The organism is Caballeronia sp. LZ008, assembly GCF_031451435.1.
Taxonomy (GTDB): domain Bacteria; phylum Pseudomonadota; class Gammaproteobacteria; order Burkholderiales; family Burkholderiaceae; genus Caballeronia; species Caballeronia zhejiangensis.
Window position 1 is genome coordinate 1,821,045 of sequence record NZ_JARUXK010000001.1, and the last position, 26,745, is coordinate 1,847,789.

General features: G+C 64.2%; 26 protein-coding genes. 15 read left to right on the forward strand and 11 right to left on the reverse strand.

Features of this window, described 5'->3' with window-relative positions:
• Positions 1–125: 125 nt before the first annotated feature.
• From QCE49_RS08520 to QCE49_RS08540, 5 genes are all read right to left on the reverse strand, one after another.
• Positions 126–947, reverse strand: a complete 822-nt coding sequence (locus tag QCE49_RS08520; protein ID WP_008341881.1) for an alpha/beta fold hydrolase — start codon at positions 945–947, stop codon at positions 126–128.
• Between the two features lie 24 nt (positions 948–971).
• Positions 972–3,458: a DNA internalization-related competence protein ComEC/Rec2 gene (locus QCE49_RS08525; RefSeq protein WP_250458351.1), complete on the reverse strand. Its 2,487-nt coding sequence runs from the start codon at positions 3,456–3,458 to the stop codon at positions 972–974.
• Positions 3,459–3,519: 61 nt separating this feature from the next.
• Entirely contained in the window at positions 3,520–4,308 is a 789-nt protein-coding gene (locus QCE49_RS08530) for a TatD family hydrolase (RefSeq protein WP_175982710.1), read from the reverse strand.
• Between the two features lie 26 nt (positions 4,309–4,334).
• Complete coding sequence (gene lolD, locus QCE49_RS08535; RefSeq protein WP_008341887.1) at positions 4,335–5,048, reverse strand: lipoprotein-releasing ABC transporter ATP-binding protein LolD; 714 nt, start codon at positions 5,046–5,048, stop codon at positions 4,335–4,337.
• Positions 5,041–6,294: a lipoprotein-releasing ABC transporter permease subunit gene (locus QCE49_RS08540; RefSeq protein ID WP_033535777.1), complete on the reverse strand. Its 1,254-nt coding sequence runs from the start codon at positions 6,292–6,294 to the stop codon at positions 5,041–5,043. Before QCE49_RS08540 ends, lolD begins: the two co-directional genes overlap by 8 nt.
• A 156-nt stretch (positions 6,295–6,450) precedes the next feature.
• Between QCE49_RS08540 and QCE49_RS08545 the strand changes: the two genes are divergently transcribed.
• The 5 genes from QCE49_RS08545 (at position 6,451) to QCE49_RS08565 (ending at position 13,066) form a co-directional block, all read left to right on the forward strand.
• Positions 6,451–7,545: a hypothetical protein gene (locus QCE49_RS08545; protein ID WP_008341889.1), complete on the forward strand. Its 1,095-nt coding sequence runs from the start codon at positions 6,451–6,453 to the stop codon at positions 7,543–7,545.
• A gap of 11 nt (positions 7,546–7,556) precedes the next feature.
• On the forward strand, positions 7,557–9,260 hold the full coding sequence (recJ, locus tag QCE49_RS08550; protein ID WP_008341891.1) for a single-stranded-DNA-specific exonuclease RecJ: 1,704 nt from the start codon (positions 7,557–7,559) through the stop codon (positions 9,258–9,260).
• An 83-nt stretch (positions 9,261–9,343) separates the two neighbouring features.
• Positions 9,344–10,448, forward strand: a protein-coding gene (prfB, locus tag QCE49_RS08555; protein WP_144403574.1) for a peptide chain release factor 2 whose coding sequence is annotated in 2 segments (ribosomal slippage) — positions 9,344–9,424 and positions 9,426–10,448 — 1,104 coding nt in all. Because the reading frame shifts where the segments join, the coding sequence is not laid out codon by codon here.
• A gap of 76 nt (positions 10,449–10,524) precedes the next feature.
• Entirely contained in the window at positions 10,525–12,051 is a 1,527-nt protein-coding gene (lysS, locus tag QCE49_RS08560) for a lysine--tRNA ligase (protein ID WP_008341896.1), read from the forward strand.
• A gap of 286 nt (positions 12,052–12,337) precedes the next feature.
• Positions 12,338–13,066 carry a glycine zipper 2TM domain-containing protein gene (locus QCE49_RS08565; protein ID WP_250458352.1) on the forward strand — a complete coding sequence of 243 codons (729 nt, stop codon included), beginning with the start codon at positions 12,338–12,340 and terminating at the stop codon, positions 13,064–13,066.
• 71 nt (positions 13,067–13,137) lie between these two features.
• Here QCE49_RS08565 and pssA read toward each other — a convergent pair whose 3' ends face one another.
• The 5 genes from pssA to QCE49_RS08590 all read right to left on the reverse strand — a co-directional run bounded on the left by pssA (position 13,138) and on the right by QCE49_RS08590 (position 18,214).
• The gene (pssA, locus tag QCE49_RS08570) at positions 13,138–14,004 is read right to left on the reverse strand and encodes a CDP-diacylglycerol--serine O-phosphatidyltransferase (protein ID WP_008341899.1); all 867 of its coding nucleotides are present in this window, start codon (positions 14,002–14,004) and stop codon (positions 13,138–13,140) included.
• A gap of 13 nt (positions 14,005–14,017) precedes the next feature.
• Positions 14,018–14,662, reverse strand: a complete 645-nt coding sequence (locus QCE49_RS08575) for a phosphatidylserine decarboxylase (protein ID WP_034473054.1) — start codon at positions 14,660–14,662, stop codon at positions 14,018–14,020.
• 106 nt (positions 14,663–14,768) lie between these two features.
• Complete coding sequence (gene ilvC, locus QCE49_RS08580) at positions 14,769–15,785, reverse strand: ketol-acid reductoisomerase (protein WP_008341903.1); 1,017 nt, start codon at positions 15,783–15,785, stop codon at positions 14,769–14,771.
• A 65-nt stretch (positions 15,786–15,850) separates the two neighbouring features.
• Positions 15,851–16,342 carry an acetolactate synthase small subunit gene (gene ilvN / locus QCE49_RS08585; protein ID WP_008341906.1) on the reverse strand — a complete coding sequence of 164 codons (492 nt, stop codon included), beginning with the start codon at positions 16,340–16,342 and terminating at the stop codon, positions 15,851–15,853.
• Positions 16,343–16,450: 108 nt separating this feature from the next.
• Positions 16,451–18,214, reverse strand: a complete 1,764-nt coding sequence (locus QCE49_RS08590) for an acetolactate synthase 3 catalytic subunit (protein ID WP_250458353.1) — start codon at positions 18,212–18,214, stop codon at positions 16,451–16,453.
• 422 nt (positions 18,215–18,636) lie between these two features.
• Between QCE49_RS08590 and QCE49_RS08595 the strand changes: the two genes are divergently transcribed.
• The 10 genes from QCE49_RS08595 (at position 18,637) to QCE49_RS08640 (ending at position 25,834) form a co-directional block, all read left to right on the forward strand.
• Positions 18,637–19,200 carry an RNA polymerase sigma factor gene (locus QCE49_RS08595; RefSeq protein WP_008341908.1) on the forward strand — a complete coding sequence of 188 codons (564 nt, stop codon included), beginning with the start codon at positions 18,637–18,639 and terminating at the stop codon, positions 19,198–19,200.
• A complete protein-coding gene (locus QCE49_RS08600) occupies positions 19,197–19,643 on the forward strand; it encodes a DUF3619 family protein (protein ID WP_175982714.1) in 447 nt (148 codons plus the stop codon). The genes QCE49_RS08595 and QCE49_RS08600 overlap by 4 nt, the downstream gene beginning before the upstream one ends.
• A 28-nt stretch (positions 19,644–19,671) precedes the next feature.
• Positions 19,672–20,439 (forward strand): DUF3106 domain-containing protein, encoded by a 768-nt coding sequence (locus QCE49_RS08605; protein WP_250458355.1) that lies wholly within the window; start codon positions 19,672–19,674, stop codon positions 20,437–20,439.
• Complete coding sequence (locus tag QCE49_RS08610; protein WP_008341911.1) at positions 20,436–20,957, forward strand: RDD family protein; 522 nt, start codon at positions 20,436–20,438, stop codon at positions 20,955–20,957. Before QCE49_RS08605 ends, QCE49_RS08610 begins: the two co-directional genes overlap by 4 nt.
• 67 nt (positions 20,958–21,024) lie before the next feature.
• On the forward strand, positions 21,025–21,987 hold the full coding sequence (locus QCE49_RS08615; protein WP_239295366.1) for a UDP-2,3-diacylglucosamine diphosphatase: 963 nt from the start codon (positions 21,025–21,027) through the stop codon (positions 21,985–21,987).
• A 29-nt stretch (positions 21,988–22,016) separates the two neighbouring features.
• Positions 22,017–23,048, forward strand: a complete 1,032-nt coding sequence (locus QCE49_RS08620; RefSeq protein ID WP_250458356.1) for a glycosyltransferase family 1 protein — start codon at positions 22,017–22,019, stop codon at positions 23,046–23,048.
• Positions 23,045–23,599 carry a diacylglycerol kinase gene (locus tag QCE49_RS08625; RefSeq protein WP_034473049.1) on the forward strand — a complete coding sequence of 185 codons (555 nt, stop codon included), beginning with the start codon at positions 23,045–23,047 and terminating at the stop codon, positions 23,597–23,599. The genes QCE49_RS08620 and QCE49_RS08625 overlap by 4 nt, the downstream gene beginning before the upstream one ends.
• Positions 23,600–23,743: 144 nt before the next feature.
• Positions 23,744–24,490: a TetR/AcrR family transcriptional regulator gene (locus QCE49_RS08630; RefSeq protein WP_008341915.1), complete on the forward strand. Its 747-nt coding sequence runs from the start codon at positions 23,744–23,746 to the stop codon at positions 24,488–24,490.
• Positions 24,491–25,075, forward strand: coding sequence for a TIGR00730 family Rossman fold protein (locus QCE49_RS08635; RefSeq protein ID WP_244807439.1), 585 nt, complete (start codon positions 24,491–24,493; stop codon positions 25,073–25,075).
• Between the two features lie 12 nt (positions 25,076–25,087).
• Complete coding sequence (locus QCE49_RS08640) at positions 25,088–25,834, forward strand: SDR family oxidoreductase (RefSeq protein WP_008341918.1); 747 nt, start codon at positions 25,088–25,090, stop codon at positions 25,832–25,834.
• Here QCE49_RS08640 and QCE49_RS08645 read toward each other — a convergent pair whose 3' ends face one another.
• Positions 25,835–26,710, reverse strand: coding sequence for a DUF5672 family protein (locus QCE49_RS08645; protein WP_250439965.1), 876 nt, complete (start codon positions 26,708–26,710; stop codon positions 25,835–25,837).
• Positions 26,711–26,745 lie beyond the last annotated feature (35 nt).

Consider the following 26,745-nt stretch of genomic DNA (forward strand, 5'->3'; position numbering starts at 1 on the left):
AAGGCCGGTTCCCACGAAGCGCGCCCGGCGCGGATATTGGCTACAAATCCGCGCATTTCGGCGTCATTTTTGCGGAACGTGACGCGGGCCGTTCGTCAAGTCCCGCGCGCGTGCTCGCGCCCTTTTCAGCGCGCCGTCTGCATGGCCGTGAGCAGCCGCTGCACGGCGCGCGCGGTGTCGATCGGGCGCTCCATCGGAAAGAGATGGCTGCCTTCCATCCATTCGATGTGCTCGCCCGCGATGCGCCGCGTCATCCCGAGCCCGACCTGGCGCACTTCGCGCGAATGCGTCCCCGCGATGAAACCGACGGGCACCGGCGCGCCGTGCGCGAGCCGCGCGCCGAGCGTGTGCGGCAGCGTGCGATAGATCAGATATTCCACATGGCGATCGAATGCGAGCGAGCGTGCGCCGTTCGCATGGGTCTGCGGAATGCCGAAATCGATATAGTCGGACAGCATGCGTTCGTCCCAGCGCGCGAACGCCGGTTTCGACAGGAAATGCCGCCACGCCTCGTCGCGGCTCGCCCACTGCGTGCGGCGCTTGCGCGTCGCGGCGGCGGGCGACAGGCGCTCGTCCAGCCCGGTCCATTGCGTGACGCGCAGGAGTCCGCTCTTCCAGCCCGCGATCACCGGCGAATCGAGCATCACCACGCCCTTCACCCATTCCGGACGCTTCAGCGCCGCCATCAGCGACAGATAGCCGCCGAGCGAATGCCCGACGAGCCACACCTTCGGATGATCGCCGTCGGCTTCGCGCCGATAGCGGCTCATGTCGTCGATGAGCTGATCGACGAGATACGGCCAGTCGCGTGTCACGGGAAAGCGCGCGTCATGACCGATGCGCTCGATGCTGCGAACTTCGTATTCGTCGGAAAGCTCCGCGAACATCGTGCGATACGTCGATGCGGGAAAACCGTTCGCGTGCGAGAAATGGATGATGTCTTTCAAGCGTGTCTCTTGTTTTTTTAGCGTTTAGCGCGCCATCCAGTAGCGCGCGTGGCTTTGCCGGTAGCGCTCGAACGTAATCTGCGAACCGATTTCGATACGCGCCGCGCCGTCTTCGTCGCTGCGCGAAAGCACGATGTCGCGCATCCGGTAGCGCGCGAAAACGGTCGGATGCGGATGATGAAAACGGTTGCGATAGCCTACCTGAAATATCGCGGCCAACGGCCCGACAGAATCGAGGAAAGGCTCGGTGGACGAAGTGCGGCTGCCGTGATGCGGCACGATGAGCACATCGGCGCGCAGGTCTGACGGGTCGCGCGCGATCAGCATGCGTTCGACGTCCGCTTCGATATCGGCGGCGAAGAGCGCCGAGCGTCCCGCCGCGTTCGTCACCTTGAGCACGCACGACTGCCGATTCGGCTTGCCCGAAAGCGGTCCCGGCTCGGGCCACAGCATTCGGAATTCGACGCCGTCCCACGTCCAGCGCTGCCCCGCCGCGCAACGCAGCGTCTGCGCGCCGCGTGCGCGCGCATCGGACCACGACGCGTCCTGCGCGGGCAGCGACGCGAGCAGTTGCCGCACGGCGATCGATTGCAGCACCGCCGGCGCGCCGCCCGCGTGATCCGAATCGGAATGGCTGATGACGAGCGCATCGAGCGCGCGCACGCCCGCAGCCTGCAGATACGGCACCACGATCCGCTCGCCCGCATGCGTCGATTCGGGACCGGGACCGGCGTCGAAGAGCAACGTGTGCCGCGCCGTTTCGACGACGAGCGCCGAACCCTGGCCGATATCGAGCGCGGTGACGCGAAACGCGCCGACCGGCGCGGGATGCATCGCGGGCGCGAGCAGCGGCAGCCACGTCAGCGGCGCGGCGAAGCGCAACGGCCAGCCGCGCGGCGCGAGCGCCCATGCGACGCCGACGCACGATGCCGCGAGCGCGAACGCATCCGGCCGGCGCAAAAGCCAGAGCGACGCGGGCGCGGCATTCGCGAGACGCGCGAGCATGTCGCAGAGCACGGACAACGCGGCATGGGCGACGTGAAGCATCGGCGCATCGAGCGGTGCGGGAAGCATGAGACCGGCGAGCGTCGCGGGCGTCACGAGCGCGCTGATCCACGGAATCGCGAACGCATTCGCGAGCGGACCGAGCAGCGGAATCTGCGAGAACCAGTAGACGGTGAGCGGCGCGAGCGCGATCGTCACCGCGTACTGCACACGCGCGCTCGACGCGATATTCCGCCGCACGCGCGCGGCGAACCGCGCGACGATCGCGAGCGGCCTGCGCTTCGCGACACGTTGCGGACGATGACCGACTTCGCTCGGATCGACGCGATCCCATTGATCGACGTCGTCCTGTTCTTCCGTTTGCGCCCGCGACGCGCGACGTCCCGCCGACGCGATCGCATGCAGAATCGCCGCCACCGCGCAGAACGACAGCCAGAATCCCGGCGCTGTCACCGCCCACGGATCCGCGATCAGCACGAACGCGAGCGCCCAAAGCAGCACGAGCGACGACAACGGCCGTCGTCCGAAGAAAAACGCGAGCGCAACGACCAGCAGCATCCACAGCGTGCGTTGCGCGGGCACGTTGAAACCGGCGAGCGCGGCATAGCACGCAGCGAACACGGTCGCGCCGATGGCCGCCGCTTTCGGCGTGGCCGCGATCAACGGCGCGCTCAGGCCGCGCAAGCGCACGCGCTTCCACACGAATCCGACGATCAACGCCGCCAGCCCCGCGACGAAGCCGATATGCAAGCCCGATATCGCAACGAGATGACTCGTGCCGGTCGCGCGCATGACGGTCCAGTCGGCATCGCTGACGGCGTCCTGCGCGCCCACCGCGAGCGCGACGATGATCCCGCGATGCGGCGCATCGCCGAGCACGGTCTCGATGCGTTCGCGTGCGCGCGCACGCAGCCGGTCGATCGTCAGCCGCGGACCCGACGCATCGGCGTGCAAACGGCGCGGCTCGCGTGCTGCCGATACATAACCCGTCGCGCGAATGCCGCGTTCGAGCAGCGTTGCTTCGGCATCGCGCAGACCGAAGTTGGCGTTGGCATGCGGACGCTTCAAACGCGCCATCAAGCTCCATCGCTCGCCGGCGTGCAGGTTCGGAACATGATCGCCCGACATCCAAAGCAAGCGCACGACGCGCGGAAAGTCATGCAATTTCGCGCCGTTGGCCTCGACTTCGAAGAGAAAGCGCGTACCGTCGGCGCGTCGCTCGGGCATGCCGCGCACGAAACCCGTCAGTTCGATGTCGCGCTGCTCGTAGCGTGCTGGCAATTGTTCGCGCAGCCGCACATCCGCGCGTATCGCCGCATACGCGAAACCCAGCGCGCAAGCAGCCAGCGCGAGGCTCGCGATGCGCGCACGCGGCTCGATCGCGCCCGACGCAATCGCGATGACGAACGCCGTGCAGCACGCGCACCACGCGATGACATCCGGCAAGCGAGCCTGCTGCTGCAACCACCAGACACCCAATGCAAATCCCAGCAGAATCGCCCGCACATCTTCCCTCTTCGTTCCTCGTCACGGCGAACGCATGCAGCCGATGCGTCCATCGAAACGATTATGAAGAGGCGAGCGCGAGCCGTGGGAGCGCAGCGTGAGCGTTAGCCGTTGTGCCTAGGGAAAGCACGTTTTCGTCGATGCCGCGCAGTTGCGCGAGCACTTGCGCGATGCGCGCGACCTGGTCCGGCGTGTTGCGTTGCTTGTAGCGCCAGGACGGCGCGATGTCGGGCGCATCGGTTTCGAGCACGATCGCGTCGAGCGGCAGCTCCGTCGCGAGCCGGCGGATCTGCAGCGCGCGCTCGAACGTGAGATTGCCGCCGAAGCCGAGATGCATGCCTTGCGCGATGAACGCCTCGGCCTGCTGGAAACTGCCGTTGAACGCATGCGCGATGCCGCGATGAATGTCGTGCGCGCGCAAGCCCTTCAGCACCTTGTCCTGCGACTTGCGCACATGACAGATGACCGGCAGATCGAACTCGCGCGCGAGCTTCAGTTGCTCGTTGTAGAAGAACTGCTGGCGGGCGTCGTCGAGCGTCGGCACGAAGTAATCCAGCCCGATTTCGCCGATGCCCACAAAGCGCGGATCGTCCATGCTCGCTTCGATTTCCTCGCGCAGCGCGCGCAGGTCGTCTTCGTGCGCGCCCGGCGTGAAGAGCGGATGAATGCCGAGCGCGTACGCGCCGCCTTCGATGCGATGCGCCAGCGCCCGCACCGTGTCGAAGTTGAAGCGCCCGACGCCCGGAATCACGATGCGCGTCACGAGCGCATCGAGCGCGGCATCGGCGACGGCATCGCGGTCGGCATCGAATTCGCCGGCATCCAGATGACAGTGCGTATCGATCCACATGGCGGCCTCCGCGCGTCGCGAAAGATTCAGACCGGCACGACCGGCTCTTCGTGCAGCACGCCGTCGCGCAGGCGCAGGATGCGGTCGCAGCGCGCGGCGAGATCGGGATCGTGCGTGACGATCACAAAGCTCGTCTCGAGCGTGCGCGACAGCTCCAGCATCAGGTTGAAGACGGTATCGGCGGTGCCGCCGTCGAGATTGCCGGTGGGTTCGTCGGCGAGCACGCATGCGGGATGCGTGACGAGCGCCCGCGCGATCGCCACGCGCTGACGCTCGCCGCCCGACAATTCGCCCGGCCGATGCTTCGCCCGATGCCCGATGCCCACGCGCTCCAGCATGACGAGCGCTTCCTTGCGCGCGTCTTCCTCGGGCATGCGGCGGATGCGCAGCGGCATCGCGACGTTGTCGAGCGCCGTGAATTCCGGCAGCAGATGATGGAACTGATACACGAAACCGAGCGCGCGATTGCGCAGCTCGTTGCGTTCCTTTTCCTTCAGTTCGGTGAACGGCTTGCCGAGCAGCGAGACCTTGCCCGCGCTCGGTTCGTCGAGCCCGCCGAGCACATGCAGCAGCGTGCTTTTACCCGAGCCCGATGCGCCGACGATCGCGAGCTTTTCGCCCTTCATCACGTCGAGTTGCGCGTTGTTGAGCACCTGCACGTTGAAGCCGCCCTGCACGAACGTCTTCGAAATCGCCGATGCCCGCAGCACGATGTTGTTGGCCGGAATCAGATCACTCATAGCGCAGCGCCTCCGCCGGACGAACCTTCGCGCCGCGCCAGCTCGGATAGAGCGTGGCGAGCGACGACAACAAAAATGCGATGACGCCGATCTTGACGACATCGCCCGGCACGAGCTCAGACGGCAGTTCGCTGATGAAATACACCGAGGACGGCAGGAACTGCACGTTGAAAAGATGCTCGATCATCGGCACGAGCCATGGAATGCTCCACGCGATCAGACAGCCGAGCGTCACGCCGAGGGCCGTGCCGATGAAGCCGATCGTCACGCCCTGCACGACGAATATCTTCATGATCGAGCCCGGCTGCGCGCCGAGCGTGCGCAGAATGGCGATATCGGCCTGCTTGTCGGTGACGGTCATCACGAGCGACGACACGAGATTGAACGCCGCTACCGCGATGATCAGCGTGAGGATGATGAACATCATGCGTTTCTCGATCTGCACGGCGGAGAACCACGTCTTGTTCTGCTGCGTCCAGTCGCGAATGTACAGATCGCCCGACAGCGTGCCCGCGAGCTGGCGCGCGACTTCGGGCGCGCGCTGCATGTCCTTCAGGCGCAGGCGCACGCCGGTCGGCGCGGGCAGGCGAAAGAGCGCTTCGGCATCGCGGATTTCGATGAGCGCGAGCGTCGAATCGTATTCGTAGTGCCCCGACTCGAAAACGCCGACGACGGTGAACTGCTTGAGGCGCGGCATCATGCCGGCCGGCGTGATGGTGCCTTCGGGCGCGACGAGCGTGATCTTGTCGCCCCGCGTCACGCCGAGGTTGGCCGCGAGATCCTTGCCGAGCACGATGCCGAACTCGCCCGGCTTCAGGTCCGTGAGCTTGCCTGCGCGCATTTCCTTGCCGATGTCGGACACTTCCGGCTCGAGCGTGGGCTCCACGCCGCGCAGCGCGACGCCGCTCACAGCGCCCTGACGCGTGAGCAGCGCCTGCGCTTCGACATAAGGCGCGGCGCCGATCACTTCCGGATTGCGCTTCGCTTCCTGCGCGGTCAGTTGCCAGTCGGGCATGGAGCCCGTCGGCGAGAAGATTTCGACGTGCGCGAGCACCGACAGCATGCGGTCGCGCACTTCCTTCTGGAAGCCGTTCATGACCGACAGCACGACGATCAGCGCGGCGACGCCGAGCGCGATGCCCGCCATCGAAACGAGCGCGATGAAGGAGATGAAGCCGTTGCCCGTGGTGCGTTTGCTGGCGCGCGTGTAGCGCCAGCCGATCTGCCATTCGTACGGAAGTTTCAAGCGATTCCTTTCTGCTGCTGTTCCAGCGTTGTTGAGTCCGGTGAAGCAAATTTGCGAAAGTTTGCCATATGTCGCGAAAGCCACGCACTGGCAGCCTTCGTCCGCGAGGCGGGAACGGCGCGCCGAGCCTGATCGGAGAAGGCGCTTTGCCCTACAATGCCGAGCATCATGCCCGTTCATCATCTCCATCTCCTGTTGCCGTTCGCCCTGCCTTCGGCCGCGGACGCCGCCACCGCCCTGCACGGACTGGAGAGCGCGGCGCTCGACAAGCTGCTCGCCCGCGCCACGCTCGAAGAACGCGTCATCGGCGAGGATTTTCAGCGCACGCTGCCGCACGAACGCTGGATCGCGCGCCGCTTCGGCGCGGTGACGCCCGCCGATCAGCGCTATGCCGACGACGCCCCGCTCGCGCCCTTCATGCTGCTCGCCGACGGCGGCACGCCCGGCGATGCGCTCTGGGCCTGCATCGAGCCGGTTCATGTCCGTATCGCGCACGATCATCTCGTATTGATCGATCCCGACACGCTCGGCGTGCACACGGAAGAAGCGCGCGCCCTGCTCCAGACCGCGCGGCCGGTGATCGAAGCGCTCGGCGTGACGCTGCAAGCGCCGACGCCATTACGCTGGTACGTGTCGGGTGAAGCGCTGGGCGCGCTCGCGGGCGCATCGCCGTTGCGCGCGACCGGGCGCAACATCGAAATCTGGCTGCCGCACGAGGCCCGCACCGGCGATCGCTCGCGCGCGTGGATGAAGCTGCAGAACGAAGTGCAGATGGCATGGTTCGAACATCCGCTGAATCTGGAACGCGAATCGCGCGGCCTGCCTGCGATCAATTCGATCTGGCTCCACGGACAAGGCGCGATGCGGCCCGTGCAAAGCCCGTTCGCGCGCGTGATGTCCGATGCGGCCGCGACGCGCGGTCTCGCGCTCGCTTCCGGCGTGAAGCCGTCGATGCCGCCGGCGTCGTTTGCATCGCTCTCGAAAGACGACGCGCAGGACGCGACGCTCGTCGAGCTCGATGCGTTCTCCGCGCCGTTCATCGAACAGGATTGGGCGCGCTGGAACGATGCGCTCAAGGCGCTGGAAAACGCGTGGTTCGCGCCCGCGCTGCAGGCGCTTCTCGACGGCTCGCTCGGCCGCCTGAGTCTCACGCTTTGCGGCGATACCGGCTCGGTCACGCTCTCGGTCACGCGCGCCGATCTGCGCAAGTTCTGGCGGCGCCGTCCGATCGCGGCGCTCTTCATCGAATAAGGCACTTTGCAATGACGCGAATCGTTACGCGCGCTTCTTCTCCCGCCGATGCCGAAGCGCTGATGCGCCACGGCCTGCATCCCGTCATCGCGCGTCTTTACGCATCGCGCGGCGTGACTTCTCCCGATGAAGTCGAAACCGAATTCAAGCGCCTGCACGCGCCCGCCGGCCTGAAAGGCTGCGACGCCGCCGCCGTCGTGCTCGCCGATGCGCTCGTCTCGGGACAGCGCATGCTCGTCGTCGCGGACTACGATTGCGACGGCGCGACCGCATGCGCCGTCGCCGTGCGCGGGCTGCGGATGTTCGGCGCGAACATCGACTATCTGGTTCCGAACCGCTTCGAATACGGCTACGGGCTGACGCCGGAAATCGTCGAGCTGGCGTCGCGTTCGAAGAGCGGCCTGCCGGATCTGCTCATCACGGTCGATAACGGCATCGCGAGCGTCGATGGCGTCGCGGCGGCGAACGCGCTCGGCATCGACGTGCTCGTCACCGATCATCACCTGCCCGGCGACGAGCTGCCCGCCGCGCGCGCGATCGTCAATCCGAATCAGCCGGGCTGCGCGTTTCCGAGCAAGTGCATCGCGGGCGTCGGCGTCATGTTCTACGTGCTGCTCGCGTTGCGCGCGGAGTTGCGGCGGCGCGGCGCTTATGCCGATGGCACACCCGAGCCGCGTCTCGATGGCCTGCTCGATCTCGTCGCGCTCGGCACCGTCGCCGATGTCGTGAAGCTCGACTGCAACAACCGCATTCTCGTCGCGCAAGGCCTGAAGCGGATTCGCTCGGGCCGCATGCAGCCGGGCATCGCCGCGCTCTTTCGCGCCGCCGGCCGCGATGCGCGCGCGGCGTCGGGTTTCGATCTCGGCTTTGCACTCGGGCCGCGCCTCAACGCGGCGGGACGGCTGTCGGACATGTCGCTCGGCATCGAATGCCTGACGACCGACGATGTCGGCCGCGCTTGGGAGCTCGCGCAGCAACTCGATTCGATGAACCGCGAGCGTCGCGAAATCGAAGCCGGCATGCAGCAGCAGGCGCTCGCCGAATTGCAGACGATCGATCCGGGCGAGCGCGCCACGCTCACGCTCTACGACGCGAGCTGGCATCAGGGCGTGATCGGCATTGTCGCGGGGCGGCTGAAGGAGCGGTTTCATCGGCCATCGTTCACGTTCGCGCACGCCGACGACAGCGGCACGCTCAGCAAGGGCTCCGGCCGCTCCATTCCGGGCTTTCATCTGCGCGACGCCGTCGATCTGATCGCCAAACGCGAGCCCGGCCTCATCCACAAGTTCGGCGGACACGCAATGGCCGCGGGCCTGACGCTTTCCACCGCCGACATCCCGCGCTTCACCGCCGCGTTCGAAGCGATCGGGCGCGAATGGCTGACGGCCGAAGCGCTGTCGCGCACCGTCGAAACCGATGGCGAACTCGAAGACGCGTACTTCACGCCGCAATTCGTCGAAATGCTCGACGCCGCCGTCTGGGGACAGGGCTTTCCCGCGCCGACCTTCTCCGGCGAGTTCGAAGTCGCGTCGCAGGCGCTCGTGAAGGACAAGCATCTGAAGCTGTCACTGTTGCGCGGGCGGCAGCGTTTCAACGCGATCTGGTTCAACCACGTCGATCCGCTACCGCCGCGCGCGACCGTCGCGTACCGGCTCGTCAGCGATTCGTGGAACGGCGTCGCGCGGGTGCAGCTGATCGTGGAGCACGCGGGCTGAGCGGCCCGCCGCGCACCCCGAAGGCCGGGGAAACCCTGTCGATCGGCTATAATTTCATCTTTTTACGAAGCCGAAGATCGACAATGGAAGCGGAACGTCTCAACGCGATCGAAAGCCTTCTGGCCGACCTGCGCCGCCGCGCGGGCGAGCTACGGGGGTATCTTTGACTACGACGCCAAGTCCGCGCGTCTAGCCGAAGTCAATAAGGAACTCGAAGACCCGAACGTCTGGAACGACTCGAAGAACGCCCAGGCGCTCGGTCGCGAAAAGAAGCTGCTCGACGGCGTGGTCTCCGCACTCACCGCCCTCGACAACGACCTGCGCGACGCGGACGAACTGTTCGGCATGGCGCGCGAGGAAAACGACGAGGACACGCTCGTCGCATCCGAATCCGATGCGGATGCGCTGCGCCTGCGCGTCGAAGACATGGAATTCCGCCGGATGTTCTCGAACCCGGCCGACCCGAACAACTGCTTCATCGACATCCAGGCGGGCGCGGGCGGCACCGAAGCGTGCGACTGGGCGTCCATGCTGCTGCGCCAGTACCTGCGCTACTGCGAACGCAAGGGCTTCAAGACCGAAGTGCTCGAAGAGTCCGAAGGCGACGTCGCGGGCATCAAGAGCGCGACGATCAAGGTCGAGGGCGAATACGCATACGGCTATCTGCGCACCGAAACCGGCATTCACCGCCTCGTGCGCAAGTCGCCGTTCGACTCGTCGGGTGGGCGTCACACGTCGTTTTCGTCGGTGTTCGTGTATCCGGAAATCGACGATTCGATCGAGATCGAGATCAATCCCGCCGATATCCGCACGGACACGTATCGCGCATCCGGCGCGGGCGGCCAGCACATCAACAAGACCGACTCCGCCGTGCGACTCACGCACGCGCCGACGGGCATCGTCGTGCAGTGCCAGAACGACCGCTCCCAGCACCGCAATCGCGCGGAAGCCATGCAAATGCTCAAGGCGCGTCTCTACGAATTCGAGATGCGCAAGCGTCAGGCCGAGCAAGACAAGCTCGAATCGAGCAAGACCGACGTGGGCTGGGGCCATCAGATCCGCTCCTACGTGCTCGACCAGAGCCGCGTGAAGGACTTGCGCACCAACGTGGAAATGAGCAACACGCGCGCCGTGCTCGACGGCGACCTCGACGACTTCATCAGCGCGAGTCTGAAACAGGGCGTTTAATTCGCCGACGCGGGTATCGACTTCGATATCCGCGTTTTCAATTCAGCCCGCCTCGCATCAAAAAGCCACAATCATCATGACCGAACCGATTCAACCGGGCGCCGCTCCCGAACTGGAAGAGAACCAGATCATCGCCGAGCGACGCGACAAGCTGCGCGCGTTGCGCGAGCAAGGCATCGCCTATCCGAACGACTTCCGCCCGACGCATCAGGCCGCCGCGCTGCAGAGCGACTACGCCGAAACGGATAAAGACGCGCTCGAAGCGAATCCCCTGCCCGTCGCGATCGCCGGCCGGATGATGTTGAAGCGCGTGATGGGCAAGGCGAGCTTCGCGACGGTTCAGGATGGCAGCGGCCAGATCCAGTTCTTCGTGACGCCCGCGGACGTCGGCGCCGAAACCTACGACGCATTCAAGAAGTGGGATCTGGGCGATATCGTCGCCGCCAAGGGCGTGCTGTTCCGCACGAACAAGGGCGAGCTGTCGGTGCGCTGCACGGAGTTGCGTCTGCTCTCGAAGGCGCTGCGTCCGCTGCCGGACAAGTTCCACGGCCTCGCCGATCAGGAAACGCGCTATCGCCAGCGCTATGTCGATCTGATCGTCACGCCGGAATCGCGCAAGACCTTCATGGCGCGCACGAAAGCCGTCACGTCGATCCGCAATTTCATGGCGCAGGCGAGCTTCATGGAAGTCGAAACGCCGATGCTCCACCCCATTCCCGGCGGCGCGGCGGCCAAGCCGTTCACCACGCATCACAACGCGCTCGACATGCAAATGTTCCTGCGCATCGCGCCCGAGCTGTATCTGAAGCGGCTGATCGTCGGCGGTTTCGAGCGCGTGTTCGAGATCAACCGTAACTTCCGGAACGAAGGCGTGTCGCCGCGTCACAATCCGGAGTTCACGATGATGGAGTTCTACGCCGCGTACACCGATTACCGCTGGCTGATGGACTTCACCGAGCAACTGATCCGCCAGGCCGCGATCGATGCGCTCGGCACCGCCACCATCACGTATCAGGGGCGCGAGCTTGATTTGAGCAAGCCGTTCCATCGTCTGACGATCAATCAGGCGATTCAGAAGTACGCGCCGCAATACACCGACGCGCAGTTGTCCGATGCCGCGTTCCTGCGCACGGAACTGAAGAAGTTCGGTGTGGATACGACGCAGCCCGCGTTCCTCAACGCCGGTCTCGGTTCGCTGCAGCTCGCGCTGTTCGAAGAGACGGCGGAATCGCAATTGTGGGAGCCGACGTACATTGTCGATTATCCGATCGAAGTGTCGCCGCTCGCGCGTGCGTCGGATTCGGTGCCGGGCATCACCGAGCGTTTCGAGCTCTTTATCACGGGCCGCGAAATCGCCAACGGCTTCTCGGAGCTGAACGATCCGGAAGATCAGGCCGCGCGCTTCCAGAAGCAGGTCGACCAGAAGGACGCCGGCGACGAAGAAGCGATGTATTTCGACGCCGATTACATCCGCGCGCTCGAATACGGCATGCCGCCGACGGGCGGTTGCGGCATCGGCATCGACCGTCTGGTGATGCTGCTGACCGACAGCCCGAGTATTCGCGACGTGATTCTGTTCCCGCATCTGCGTCGCGAGGACTGAGCTTTCGCCTCGGTTTTCAGCGAAAAAAGCGCGCCTTTCGAGGCGCCTTTTTTTTCGATGGAACGATCGTTGTTGTAACCGCTGGTAAAAATTTCAAGCCGTATTCGGCCCGGAAGGGCGCACAGCCGCGAGCCATTGGGATTGGCATCGCTCCTGCTTTCATCGAAAGAGACAATCTCCGGGAATTTGTTACACGCCGAAAAAGCGGAAAGTCGGCGCTTCCCCGAGAATGGGCGTGATTGCCGACATCGGTAGCGGCAGTTCGCCTCGAAACGGAGGTTCGATAATGGATAACGGAACCAGCAAACTCGGCACGTCACCCTCTTCCGGCAGCGCTCACCCGCCGCAGCGGCGTCTGCATCCGCTCATCGCCACGGCGGCGGGCGCAGTCATCGTCGCGAGCCTCGTGGCTACCGCCGCGATGACGGGACTGTTCCCGAGAGCATCGAGCAATTCCTCGCAGAACCCGCAGACACAGACGGCGGCGGTCGCGCAGCAGCCAGTAGTCGATTCCGCCGCGCCGAGCCCGGCGCAGCAGCAAGCCGCCGCTCAACAGCAGGCGGCGCAGCAACAAGCCGCCCAGCAACAGCAAGCGGCACAGCAGCAGGCGCAACCGGCCCCGGCGCAGCCACGACCCGCGCAGCCATCGTATGCGCAGCAACCGCCGCAGCATCCGGCGTATTGCTCGACGTGCGGCACCGTCGAGTCGATTTCGGCCGTCAAGCATGAAGGCCGCGGCACCGGCATCGGCGCGGTCGGCGGCGCGGTGGCGGGCGGCGTCGTTGGCAATCAGTTCGGCCGTGGCGGCGGGCGCACGGCGATGACGCTGCTCGGCGCGCTCGGCGGCGGTCTGGCCGGCAATTCGGTCGAAAAGCATATCCGCAGCGAAACCGATTACTCGGTGCACGTGCGGATGGAAAACGGCAAGACTCGGACCTTCACGTACAAGAATCCGCCGCCGTTCCAGCAAGGCGAGCGCGTGCATATTCAGAACGGCACGCTGGTCGCGGGTTGATCGGCGCGCAAAAAGCAAAAAGGCGGCGAACCTCATCGGTTGCCGCCTTTTTTGTTTGAAAGCGTCGAGGCCTAGTGTTCCCGCTGCGAACTGCGCGCGGGATTCGGCCGTCCGCGGATCGCGAGATAGCCCCACCAGATATAGCCCGAGAAGCCGTACAGCACGAACAGGCAGAACAGCATGACCGGCGGATCCGACGACACCAGCACGAACGCCACAACGATCAGCAACACGCCCGCGAACGGCACGCGATAGCGCACGTCGAGCGCCTTGCCGCTGTAGAACGGCGCGTTCGATACCATCGTCACGCCGGCGTAGATGGTCAGCGCAAACGCGACCCACGGCAGCCACACGAGCTTGAGCGGCACGCGATTGTCGGTCGCGAGCCAGACGAAACCGGCGATCAGCGCAGCCGCGGCCGGTGACGGCAAGCCCTGGAAGTACCGCTTGTCGACCACGCCGACGTTCGTATTGAAGCGCGCGAGCCGCAGCGCCGCGCCCGAGCAGTAGACGAACGCGGCGAGCCAGCCCCAGCGCCCGAGATCCTTCAACACCCATTCGTACATGACGAGCGCCGGCGCGACGCCGAACGACACCATGTCCGAAAGGCTGTCGAACTGCTCGCCGAACGCGCTCTGCGTGTGCGTCATGCGCGCGACGCGTCCGTCCATGCCATCGAGCACCATCGCGACGAAAATGGCGATGGCCGCGATCTCGAAACGCACGTTCATCGCCTGAACGACGGCGAAGAAGCCGCAAAAAAGCGCGGCCGTGGTGAACGCGTTGGGCAGCAGGTAAATGCCGCGTTTTCTGAGGAACTGCTGCCGCTTCGCGCGCCGCGTCTCCACGGCGCCGACGTCCTGCGCGGCCTTGTTGCGGCGGAACGCGCGCGGAGGCGTCGCGTTCGCGCGATTACGGCGCGGTTTGAATGCCGCCATCGAATCCTCCGCGTTATTCCGCGAATTCGGCGAGGATCGTCGACGAAGCCGAAACCTTCTCGCCGATCGACACGCGCGGCCGGCTGCCAACCGGCAGATACACGTCGACACGCGAGCCGAAGCGAATGAAGCCGTAGCGCTGGCCGCGCGTGAGCGGCTCGCCCACATGCACATAGCAGAGAATGCGTCGCGCGATGAGGCCCGCGATCTGCACCGACGTCACGGTATGCCCGCCCGCCGTCTGCAGCACGACCGCGTTGCGCTCGTTCTCGGTCGACGCTTTATCGACGGCCGCGTTCAAATACGCGCCCGGAAAGTACTGCACCTTCGTGATGGCGCCGTCCACCGGCGAGCGCTGCGAGTGTACGTTGAACACGTTCATGAACACGCTGATCTTGAGCGCTTCGCGGCCCACGTACGGATCGTGCGCGGTTTCGACCGCGACGATGCGGCCATCCGCCGGACACAGCACCGCGTTGGGCTGGGTCGGAATCGGGCGGGCCGGATCGCGGAAGAACTGGACGACGAAAATCACGATCAGCCAGAAGATCCAGGCGAAGCCAAAGCCGCCGATCGCCTGCACGAGGATGGCGACGACAGCCGCGATGGCGATGAACGGCCAGCCTTCGCGGGCAATGATCGGATGAGGATAGTTCATGAACGAGTTCTGTGTTTTATAAAAACCGTAGGATAGCAAAAGCCGCCCGGCGCACAGGGCATCCGGGCGGCTTTCGATGCAGCAAAAAGCGTGACTAGCGAAAGATTTAGTTCTTCGACTGGTCGACGAGCTTGTTCTTCGCGATCCACGGCATCATCGCGCGCAGCTTCTCGCCGACTTGCTCGATCTGATGCTCCGAAGTCAGACGGCGGCGCGATTGCAGCGTCGGCGCACCCGCGCGGTTCTCGATGATGAAGCTCTTCGCGTATTCGCCCGTCTGGATGTCCTTCAGCACGGCCTTCATCGCCTTCTTCGTCTCTTCCGTGACGATGCGCGGACCCGTCACGTATTCGCCATATTCGGCGTTGTTCGAGATCGAGTAGTTCATGTTGGCGATGCCGCCTTCGTAGATCAGGTCGACGATCAGTTTCAGTTCGTGCAGGCACTCGAAGTACGCCATTTCCGGCGCGTAGCCGGCTTCCACCAGCGTTTCGAAGCCGGCCTTGATCAGGTCGACGGTACCGCCGCACAGCACGGCCTGCTCGCCGAACAGGTCGGTTTCGGTTTCTTCACGGAAGTTCGTTTCGATGATGCCCGCGCGGCCGCCGCCGTTCGCCACCGCATACGACAGCGCCACGTCGCGCGCGGAGCCGGACTTGTCCTGCGCCACGGCGACCAGGTGCGGCACGCCGCCGCCTTGTGTGTACGTGTTGCGCACGGTGTGGCCCGGCGCCTTCGGCGCGATCATGATGACGTCCAGATCGGCGCGCGGGATCACCTGACCGTAGTGCACGTTGAAGCCGTGCGCGAACGCGAGCGCCGCGCCCTGCTTGGCGTTGTCATGCACTTCGTTCTTGTAGACTTCAGCGATCTGCTCGTCCGGCAGCAGCATCATGACCACGTCCGCGCCCTTCACGGCTTCGGCCACTTCCTTCACCTTGAGGCCCGCGTTCTCGGCCTTGCTCCACGATGCGCCGCCCTTACGCAGGCCGACCGTCACGTTCACGCCGCTTTCTTTCAGGTTGAGCGCGTGTGCATGGCCTTGCGAGCCATAACCGATGATGGTGACTTGCTTGCCCTTGATGAGGGAGAGGTCGGCGTCCTTGTCGTAGAAAACTTTCATGGTGGTTCCTTGATCGTGCGTTGAATTTGGTTGCGCTACTTTGCTTCGTTTTGACTGGAAAGGCGTCAGACCTTGAGAATCCGCTCGCCCCGGCCGATGCCTGAGCTGCCCGTGCGAACCGTTTCGAGGATCGCCGTGGCGTCGAGCGCCTGGATGAACGCGTCGAGCTTGTCGGACGCGCCCGTCAGTTCCATCGTGTAGGTCTTCTCGGTCACGTCGATGATGCGGCCGCGGAAGATATCCGCCATGCGCTTCATTTCTTCGCGTTCCTTGCCGACCGCCCTTACCTTGATGAGCATCAGCTCGCGCTCGATGTGGGCGCCCTCTGTCAGGTCGACCACTTTCACCACCTCGATCAGGCGGTTCAGGTGCTTCGTGATCTGTTCGATCACGTCGTCCGAGCCAATGGAGACGATGGTCAGCCGCGACAGCGAACTGTCTTCGGTCGGCGCCACCGTCAGCGTTTCGATGTTATAGCCGCGTGCCGAAAAGAGCCCGACGACGCGCGATAACGCGCCCGGTTCGTTCTCCAGCAAAACGGAGATGATGTGTTTCATTGTCTTTTCCCGAATGTGTCCAGAAGAGGCGTTCGTCCGAAAAACCCGCGCGCGTCACATGTCCTTTGTGAAGACAGGCGCGCGCGGGCCTCGCGAGTCGAAGCCGCGTTATAGATCCTCAGACCCGAGCAGCATTTCCGTGATGCCTTTGCCTGCCTGCACCATCGGGAATACGTTTTCGGTGGGATCGGTCTGGAAGTCGAGAAATACGGTGCGATCCTTCAGGCGCAGCGCTTCCTTCAGCGCCGGCTCGACGTCCGCGGTCTTTTCGACGCGAATGCCGACGTGACCGTACGCCTCAGCGAGCTTCACGAAGTCGGGCAGCGCGTCCATGTACGAACTGGAATAGCGCTTCTTGTATTCGATCTGCTGCCACTGGCGCACCATGCCGAGATAGCGGTTGTTCAGCGAGATGATCTTGACGGGCGTGTTGTACTGCTTGCACGTCGAGAGCTCCTGAATGCACATCTGGATCGAGCCTTCGCCCGTGATGCAGACCACTTCGTCGTCCGGATAGGCCATCTTCACGCCCATCGCCGCCGGCAGGCCGAAGCCCATCGTGCCGAGACCGCCCGAGTTGATCCAGCGGCGCGGCTTGTTGAACGGATAGAACTGCGCCGCCCACATCTGATGCTGGCCGACATCGGAACACACGAACGCGTTGCCGTCGGTCAGTTCCCAGAGCTTTTCGACGACGTACTGCGGCTTGATGATCTCGCTCTTGCGGTCGTAGGACAGGCAATCCTTCGAGCGCCAGCCTTCGATCTCGTCCCACCACTTCGCGAGCGCCTGCGTGTCCGGGCCGTGCTCGGCGTGCTGAAGCTGCTCGATGAGCTCCTTGAGCACTTCCTTCACGTCGCCGACGATGGGGATATCCACCTTCACGCGCTTGGAAATGGACGACGGGTCGACGTCGATATGGATGATCTTGCGCGGCGACGACGCGAAGTGCTTCGGATCGCCGATCACGCGGTCGTCGAAGCGCGCGCCGATGGCGATCAGCACGTCGCAGTTCTGCATCGCCATGTTGGCTTCGTACGTGCCGTGCATGCCGAGCATGCCGAGGAACTTCTTGTCCGATGCGCGATAGCCGCCGAGGCCCATCAGCGTGTTGGTGACGGGATAGCCGAGCAGATCGGCGAACTGGTTCAGCTCGCGCGATGCATCGGCGAGGATGATGCCGCCGCCGGTATAGATGTACGGGCGCTTCGCCGACAGCAGAAGCTGCACCGCCTTGCGGATCTGGCCCGAATGGCCCTTCGTGACCGGATTGTACGAACGCAGCGACACGCTCTTGACCGGCTCGTACTTGCACGGCGCCTTCGACACGTCCTTCGGAATGTCGATCAGCACCGGGCCGGGACGGCCGGTACGCGCGATGTAGAACGCTTTCTTGACGGTCTCGGCCAAGTCGCGCACGTCCTTCACGAGGAAGTTGTGCTTCACGCATGGACGCGTGATGCCGACGGTGTCGCACTCCTGGAATGCGTCGAGACCGATGGCCGCGGTCGGAACCTGCCCGCTGATGACGACGAGCGGAATCGAATCCATGTAGGCCGTGGCGATGCCGGTGACGGCATTGGTGACGCCCGGGCCCGAGGTCACGAGACACACGCCGACGTTGCCGGTCGAGCGCGAATACGCGTCGGCGGCGTGCACGGCGGCCTGCTCGTGGCGCACGAGAATGTGCTGAATCTGGTCTTGCTTGTACAGCTCGTCGTAGATGTAGAGTACCGAGCCGCCGGGATAGCCCCAAATGAACTGGACGTTCTCATCGGCCAATGCGCGCATGAGCACGGTGGCGCCGATGGAGTCAGCTTCGTGAGGAGGAGTCGTATCCGACGTGGAGAATTCCGCGCTGGGCATGTTCATTCATCACCTTTCGAATTTTCGGCAAAAAATTGATCGGGTGCTCTCTGCCGGGCTTGTGGCTCGGGTTCAAGCGGCGCGTCTAGGTTTGACTGGCGTGCTTCTTGGGCTCGCCTCAAAGCAGACATTTCACTGATGATGCGAGTCAGAAAATGTAACAGCGGCGCGCGCGGGCGGTCAAGCAAAAAGTTACCGAACGCGGCGTGCGCGCTGAATTTGCGCCGTTCCGGTGCGAAAGTTCCTTCCGTGGAGAGGCTGTCCGGGGGGCATTCGACCGGCCGAATGCAGGCGGCAAATGGCAACAAAAGCTCTCATCCGCTCCGGATGCGGCGAAACTTTGCTAGGATTCGCAGGTTTTCCTAGAACTCCACGATCCTCATCGACGCAACTTCGGACGCAGCTTCGTTGCGCCGGGTCCCCAACGGATGGCATCAGACAAGGAACTCGCCGACTTCCTGGCGGGCGTCGAAAGACGCGCGTTCAAGCAAACCGTGTACACCGTTCGCGACGACGACGCGGCGCTCGACATCGTGCAGGACGCGATGATCAAGCTGGCGGAAAAATACGGCGACCGGCCTGCATCCGAGCTTCCCCTTTTATTCCAGCGTATCCTTCAGAACGCGACGCATGATTATTTCCGTCGCCAGAAGGTGCGCAACACCTGGGTCAGCCTGTTTTCGTCCTTCGGCAATGCGGACGACGACGAATTCGACCCGCTCGAAACCCTCGAATCCGAGGACGGCGCGGCGGGCAGCGAGAGCAGCGAAAACCGTCTGGAGCGCGAGCAGGTATTGAATCTGATCGACGCCGAAATCCAGAAACTGCCCGCGCGTCAACGAGAAGCTTTTCTCATGCGTTACTGGGAGGATATGGATGTCGCCGAGACGGCCGCCGCGATGGGATGCTCCGAGGGTAGCGTGAAGACGCACTGTTCACGCGCTACGCATGCACTCGCGCAAGCCCTGAAAGCCAAAGGGATCACGCTATGAGTTCCACTCTTGAAACGAAGGAAAACGAGTTCGCGCTGAAAGTCGTGCGCGCACTGGATGAAAGCACGTCGAACATTCCGGCTGCCGCCGTCGACCGGCTGCGCGATGCGCGCCGCGCCGCGATCGCGCGCAAGAAGCCGGAGAAGGTGGCCGTCGCGATGACCGCGCCCGCCTTCGCTCCGGCGTTCGCCGGAGGCACGCTCGACGCGGGCGGCGCCGATAACGGCCGCGGCGCAAAAGGGCTGCTCGCGCGGCTCGGCGGCCTCGGACTCGCGTGGCCGCTCGCGGCGCTCGTCATCGGGATTGCGGGCATCGCGTATTGGGAAGATCAGCAGCGCAAGGCGGAACTGGCCGACATCGACGCGGCCATGATGAGCGACAGCCTGCCCATCGACGCCTATCTGGATCACGGTTTCAACGCGTATCTGACGCGCAATCATTAAGCACTGAAAACAGCGGGGGAATTTCCGGGTGAGTTACAAGCGCGGTCTCGCGATTGTCTTTAGTTGCGCGATTGCGGGTCTGGTTGCGTTCGCCGCGACTTATCCGCGCTTTTATTCCACCGCCGCAGCGCCGTCGTCCGCCGCCGCGCCGAGCGGCAGTTCCGGCACGCCCGCCGATTCGAACGCATCGCCGCTCGCGGCGCTGTCGTCCGACAGCCCGATCTCCTGGAGTCATCTCACCGAAGCGCAGCACGTTGCGCTCGCGCCCTTCGCCACGCAGTGGGACTCGTTCTCCGACGAGCGCAAGAAAAAGTGGCTCAGGATCGCGTCGCGGTTCCATCGGATGTCGCCCGACGCGCAGAAGCATCTGCATCAGCGCATGGAAGAATGGGTGCGGCTCACGCCCGACCAGCGCAAGGTCGCGCGCGAGAACTATCAGGTTTCGAAGTCGGTGCCGCTCGAAAAGCGCGAGAAGGCGTGGGACGCGTATCAGAAGCTCTCCGAAGAACAGAAGAAAAAGCTGGCCGCGAGCGAGCACACGCGCCGTCCGACAATCGTTTCCGCGCCGCCCACCGGCAAGACGGAAGTGAAGGACATCAACCGGCTCGTCGCGGCGCGCGAGCAGGGACACGTCGGCGGCCACGCGGACGGCAGTTCGGCGGCGGCGGCCGCGCCGGCAGTGCCCGTTTCCGGCGCGCCGGCGCAACCCGCCATTCCGAGCGCGGCGAGCATCGTGCCGGCCACGCCGATTCCGGTATCGCCGCAGCAGGCGCCTTCGATGTACAACGGCTCGTGAGCGCGCAGCCGGCAGTGGCCACCGTCGATCCGATGCGCGCGCCCACACTGCGCCGCCGGCTCGCGACGATGCTCTACGAAGGCGTCATTCTCTTCGGCGTCGTGTTCCTCGCCGGTTATCTCTTCAGCACGCTCACGCAGCAACGCAACGGTCTCACGCATCACAACTGGCTGATGTCGTGGATCGGCATCGTCCTCGCGGCTTACTTCGTGTATTTCTGGACGCACGGCGGCCAGACCCTGCCGATGAAAACCTGGCGCCTCAAACTCGTCGATGCGCGCGGGCAACCCGTCAAACCCGCCCGCGCGCTCGCGCGCTACGCGCTCGCGTGGCTGTGGTTCCTGCCGCCGCTCGCGCTGCATCCGCTCTTCTCGCTCGCCGTGCCGCAGACGCTCGCCGTCTTCGCCGCGTGGGTCGCGCTGTGGGCCGCCGCCGTGTGGCTCGATCCGGCGCGTCAATTTCTCCATGACCGCCTCGCCGGCACGCGCATCGTTCCCGCGCAATCCGTTGTCAAGTAATAAGAACTTCTCGTGACTGTCACGGCTCGGTCACGGCCGGAAGGCGTAATGCGCATACCGAAACCCGATGCGCGAGCCAATGGCCTTCAACTCGTCCGCCCGACCGGCAATCGACCCGCCCTCTCCCTTCAGCTTCAGCAATAGCGAACTGCGCACCGGTCCCTTCGCGCTGCGATCGGAGTCCACGGAATCGTTCGGGTCCGAATCCGCGTCGCCGGGCCAGCACGACGGCATCGCCGATTCTGGCGGAGAGCCGCATCGATACCGCACGATCTGGCTGTCCGATATCCACCTCGGCTCGGGCGGCTGCCAGGCGCCGTATTTGCTCGATTTCCTGCGGCACCACGAGTCGGAGTATCTGTATCTCGTCGGCGACATCATCGACGGATGGCAGCTTCGCAAAGGCTGGTTCTGGCCGCAGGCGCACAACGACGTCGTGCAGAAAATCCTGCGCAAGGCGCGAAAGGGCACGCAGGTCGTGTACATCCCGGGCAATCACGACGAAGCGGCGCGCCAGTTCTGCGATCTCGCGTTCGGCGACATCCACGTTCGCGGCGAAGCCTTTCACACGACGCTCGCGGGCAAGCGTTTATGGATCGTGCACGGCGATCTCTTCGATGGCGTGATCCAGCACGCCAAATGGCTCGCCTATCTCGGCGACACCGCCTACACGATGATCCTGCTGCTCAACCGCTGGTTCAATCGCGTGCGCACGAAGCTCGGCTTCAACTACTGGTCGCTGTCGCAATACCTGAAGCATCAGGTCAAGAACGCGGTGAACTTCATCTCGCAGTTCGAGCGCGTGATGACCGACGAAGCGCGCCGCCGCGGCTGCGACGGCGTCGTGTGCGGGCACATCCACAAGGCCGAAATCCGCGACATCGACGGCATTCTCTACTGCAACGACGGCGACTGGGTCGAGAGTCTCTCGGCGCTCGTCGAAACCTACGACGGCGAACTGAAAATCGTCTACTGGACGGTGATGCGCTCGCCGGAAGCGCGCCCGGCGAAAGCACGCGCGACCGTCTGACCACGAACGAACCAACGGGGCCAAAGCTGATGAAGATCATGATCGTTACCGACGCATGGGAACCGCAGGTCAACGGCGTCGTGCGCACGCTCACGCAGACGACGAAGGAACTCACCGCGCTCGGACATCGCGTGGAATTGCTCACGCCGCTCGAGTTCAGAACGATTCCCTGCCCGACCTATCCGGAGATTCGCCTGTCGCTGATGCCGGGACAGCGCGTCGCGAGCCGCATCGACGCGTTCGGGCCGGACGCGCTGCACATCGCCACCGAAGGTCCGCTCGGACTCGCGGCGCGCGCGTATGCGCTGCGTCACAAGCTGCCGTTCACGACCGCGTACCACACGCGCTTTCCGGAGTATGTGAAGGCGCGCTTCGGCATCCCGCTCGCGCTGACGTATCGCTTCCTCCACTGGTTCCACAAGGGCTCGCAGGCGGTGATGGCGCCGACGCCCGTCGTCAAGAGCGATCTCGAAAAATACGGCTTCACCAATGTCGTGCTGTGGACGCGCGGCGTCGATCTCGACGTCTTTCATCCGATGGAGTCGAAGGTGCTCAACACGGCGCGGCCGATCTTTCTGTACGTCGGGCGCGTGGCCGTGGAAAAGAACGTCGAGGCGTTTCTCAAGCTCGATCTGCCCGGCTCGAAGTGGGTCGCGGGCGAAGGTCCGGCGCTCGCGGAGCTGAAGTCGCGCTATACGAACGTCAACTATCTGGGCGTGCTGTCGCAGCCGGAGCTCGCGAAGGTCTACGCGGCGGCGGATGTCTTCGTGTTCCCCAGCAAGACCGATACTTTCGGCCTCGTGCTGCTCGAAGCGATGGCCTGCGGCACGCCGGTCGCGGCCTATCCGGTGACGGGCCCGATCGACGTGCTCGGCGAAAACGGCCCCGGTGCGCTCGACGACGACCTTCACGAAGCCTGCCTGCAGGCGCTGAAAATCGAACGCGCCGATGCCCGCGCGTGGGCCGAACGCTTCTCGTGGCGCGCGGCCTCGGAGCAGTTCGCATCGCATCTGCGCCAGTTCGGGCCGCGCGCCGCGAGCTCGGACCGGGCAGCGGCATGACGCGACACGCCGTGGCGCAGGAACGGGCCGAAGCGAACGCGCGAGGCGCTTCGTCCGCGACGGGCCGCGCGCGCGATCCCTTCGACGATGACCCCGAAGACATCGACGAAACGTCCGCGCAGCCGCCCGAGCCGCTCGGCCCCGACGACCTGCCCTTTAATCCGTACAAGGGCAACCGCGGCTTCACGCGCGCGTGGCACGCGATGAAAAATTCGCTGTACGGTTTTCGCGTCGCGATTCGCGAGGAAAGCGCGTTTCGTCAGGAATTGACGCTCGCCGCGATCCTCTTGCCGTGCAGCCTTTTCGTGCCGGTCGCGCCCGTCGAGCGCGCGGCGCTGATCGCGTCCGTGCTGCTGGTGCTGATCGTCGAGTTGCTGAATTCGAGCGTCGAGGCGGCCATCGACCGGATATCGCTCGAACGTCACGAGTTGTCAAAGCGCGCGAAGGATTTCGGCAGCGCCGCGGTGATGGTCGCGCTCGGCGTCTGCGTCATTACCTGGGGTCTGATTCTTTGGCCGTTTGCATCCGCTTGGCTCGCGCGTATCTTATAAAAGAGAATTCGTGCGCTCAAAGCTCGCGTCCGTGCCGCAGAACGACCGGTTTATAATCGTCCGATATTCTCAAAAATAGCAACGGAAGCGGCCGCGCGAACGCTCATCCCGAGCCCTCGCGGCCCGATCCCAAGGTCGGACGACATGGAAGCCAAACCACCCCGCCGCACCCGCGAACGGATACTCGAGCTGTCGCTGAAGTTGTTCAACGATATCGGCGAGCCGAACGTCACCACGACGACGATCGCCGAGGAGATGGAAATCAGTCCAGGCAACCTGTACTACCATTTCCGCAACAAAGACGACATCATCAACAGCATCTTCGCGCAGTTCGAGCAGCAGATTCAGAAGCGTCTGCGCTTTCCGGACGATCATCGCCCGACGATCGACGAGATGTGGTCGTATCTGCAATACATGGCGGATTTCTTGTGGACTTACCGGTTCCTGTATCGCGACCTGAACGATCTGCTCGCGCGCAACCGCACGCTCGAAACGCACTTCAAGCAGATCATCACGCACAAGGTGCACTTCGCGAGCCAGTTGTGCGAGGCGCTCGTGGCCGATCAGGAAATGGTCGCGACGCCCGAGGAGATCAAGGTGATCGCGACGAACATCGGCGTAATCGCGACGTACTGGCTGTCGTATCAGTACGTGATGAATCCGCGCAAGTACAACGATCAGGAAGCGATCCGCACGGAACTGCATCAGGCGAGCCTGCATATCATCTCGATCATGGCGCCGTATCTGCGCGGACGCTCGCGTCAGCTCTTCGACGATCTCGTTTCCGGTAAGCTGCCAAAGCGCGAGTATGCGGATTTCCTGCCGCCGCGCGAAGACGCGTCCAACGCATCGAACGCGTCGAAGACCGAAATACCGAAGGATTCCAGATAAATGAAGGCAGTTTGTGTTTATTGCGGCTCCGCGACCGGCGCCCGCCCCGTCTATGCCGAAGCGGCCAAGGCATTCGGCCGCGCGCTCGTTGAAAACGATCTCTCGCTCGTCTACGGCGGCGGCCGCGTCGGGCTGATGGGACTCATCGCCGATGAAGTGCTCGCCGCGGGCGGACGCGCCGTCGGCGTGATTCCCGAGTTGCTGCTCGCGAAGGAAGTGGGCCACACGGATCTCACCGAATTGCACGTCGTGCCCGACATGCACGAGCGCAAGAAGAAGATGGCCGATCTGTCGGACGCGTTCGTCGCGATGCCGGGCGGCGTCGGCACGTTCGAGGAGTTTTTCGAGGTCTACACGTGGGCGCAGCTCGGCTATCACCAGAAGCCGGTCGGCTTGCTCGACGTGAACGGCTACTACGATCCGCTCATGGCGATGCTGCGTCATACGGTCGACGAAGGCTTCATGCGCGAGGCGTATCTGGATTTCATTCAGGTCGCAGCCGAACCCGGCGAGATGATCGCAAAGCTGAAGACCTACACGCCGCCCGCGATCGACAAGTGGTCCGAAAAACGTAACGCCGTCTGAGGAGCGGAACCGATGTCGAAAGTCATCCTGATTACGGGGGCAAGCCGCGGCATCGGCCGCTCGGCTGCGGTGCTCGCGGGCGCGCGCGGCTGGTCGGTCGGCGTCAACTACGCGTCGAACGCCGCGGCCGCCGATGACACCGTCGCGGCCGTCGTTGCGGCGGGCGGCAAGGCCATCGCGATTCCCGGCGACGTCAGCGACGAAGCCGCGATCATCGCGATGTTCGACGCGACGGAGAAAGCCTTCGGCAAGATCGATGGCGTCGTGAACAACGCGGGCATCGTCGCGCCCGGTTCGATGCTCGCGGACATGGATATCGCGCGCATGAAGCGCATCTTCGACATCAACGTGCTCGGTGCGTATCTCTGCGCGCGCGAGGCGGCGCGGCGCATGTCGACTTCGCGCGGCGGCAAGGGCGGATCGCTCGTGAATGTATCGTCGGCGGCGGCGCGGCTCGGCGGGCCGAACGAGTACGTCGATTACGCGGGATCCAAAGGTGCGATCGACACGCTCACGATCGGGCTGTCGAAGGAACTCGGGCGCGAAGGCGTGCGCGTGAACGCGATTCGCCCCGGGCTCATCGATACCGACATCCACGCGAGCGGCGGCAAGCCGGATCGCGCGCACGTACTTGGCGTGCAGACGCCGATCGGACGCGCGGGCACCGCCGATGAAGTCGGCGAATCGATCGTATGGCTGTTGTCGGATGCGTCGTCGTATGTGACGGGCGCGATTCTGGACGTGTCGGGCGGGCGTTGATCAAGCAGGCTCTGGCATGAACTCGAGCCGATAACCGCGCTCCTCGAGCATCTTGACCACAGGCGGCTCCAGCGGATGTTCGTCGATGTGGCGCCGCGTCGCGCCATAACGCACGACCGGCGGATCGATGCTGGCAAGACGCCGCCATGAACCGTGCATGCCAAATACAGTGTGAAGGTTCACGCCGATGTGACTGAGCGCGGCATGTTCGAAACCGAAACGCGCCGCGACTTCGAGCGGCGCGAACCGCAGACCCACGGCTTCCAGCTCGGGACGCAACATGCAGGTGAGTTGCACGTCTTCATGCGTGGCGTCGTTGAACCAGCTCATGGCGATCGGCTCGGAATCGCTGACGTCGGGCGGCGGGACCACCATCCGGATGTGCGGATGATCGACCAGCGCACGAAGCATGCGACGGCTACGGAGACTGAAGCCTCCGTTGAGCACCGGAATCACGACGGAGTCCGGGTTCTCGAGATCGCCGTACCAAGAAAAATCCTTCTTCCAGTAAATGCCTTCGGGTCTGTCGACGCGCGCGAGGTGTCCGGGCGCGCCGATATAGTCGTATTCGAGGAATTCATCGGTCCAGTTCGACGCGTCGAGCAGCCAGCCGTCTTCCTGGACGATCAGCACGTACTCCGTTTCGACCATGCGCCACAACGCGAACATCATGAAAAGGCTGTATTCCTTGAAGCTCAGCGGCGCGATGGCACGGTGACGAATGTCCGGCGGAAGATTGCCAGGTGCGGACGGGCTTAGAAGCAAGGCGGAAGCCCCGGGCATTTGCCGGCGGGAGAATTCGAGCGCCAGCGCCGCGCCGTGGGCGTCGTTCAGTCCGGTCACGGAAACCAGAGTGATGTTGCTGAAATCGGGCATGAAACACGTCGGATGATAAGGATGCCGAGCGATTC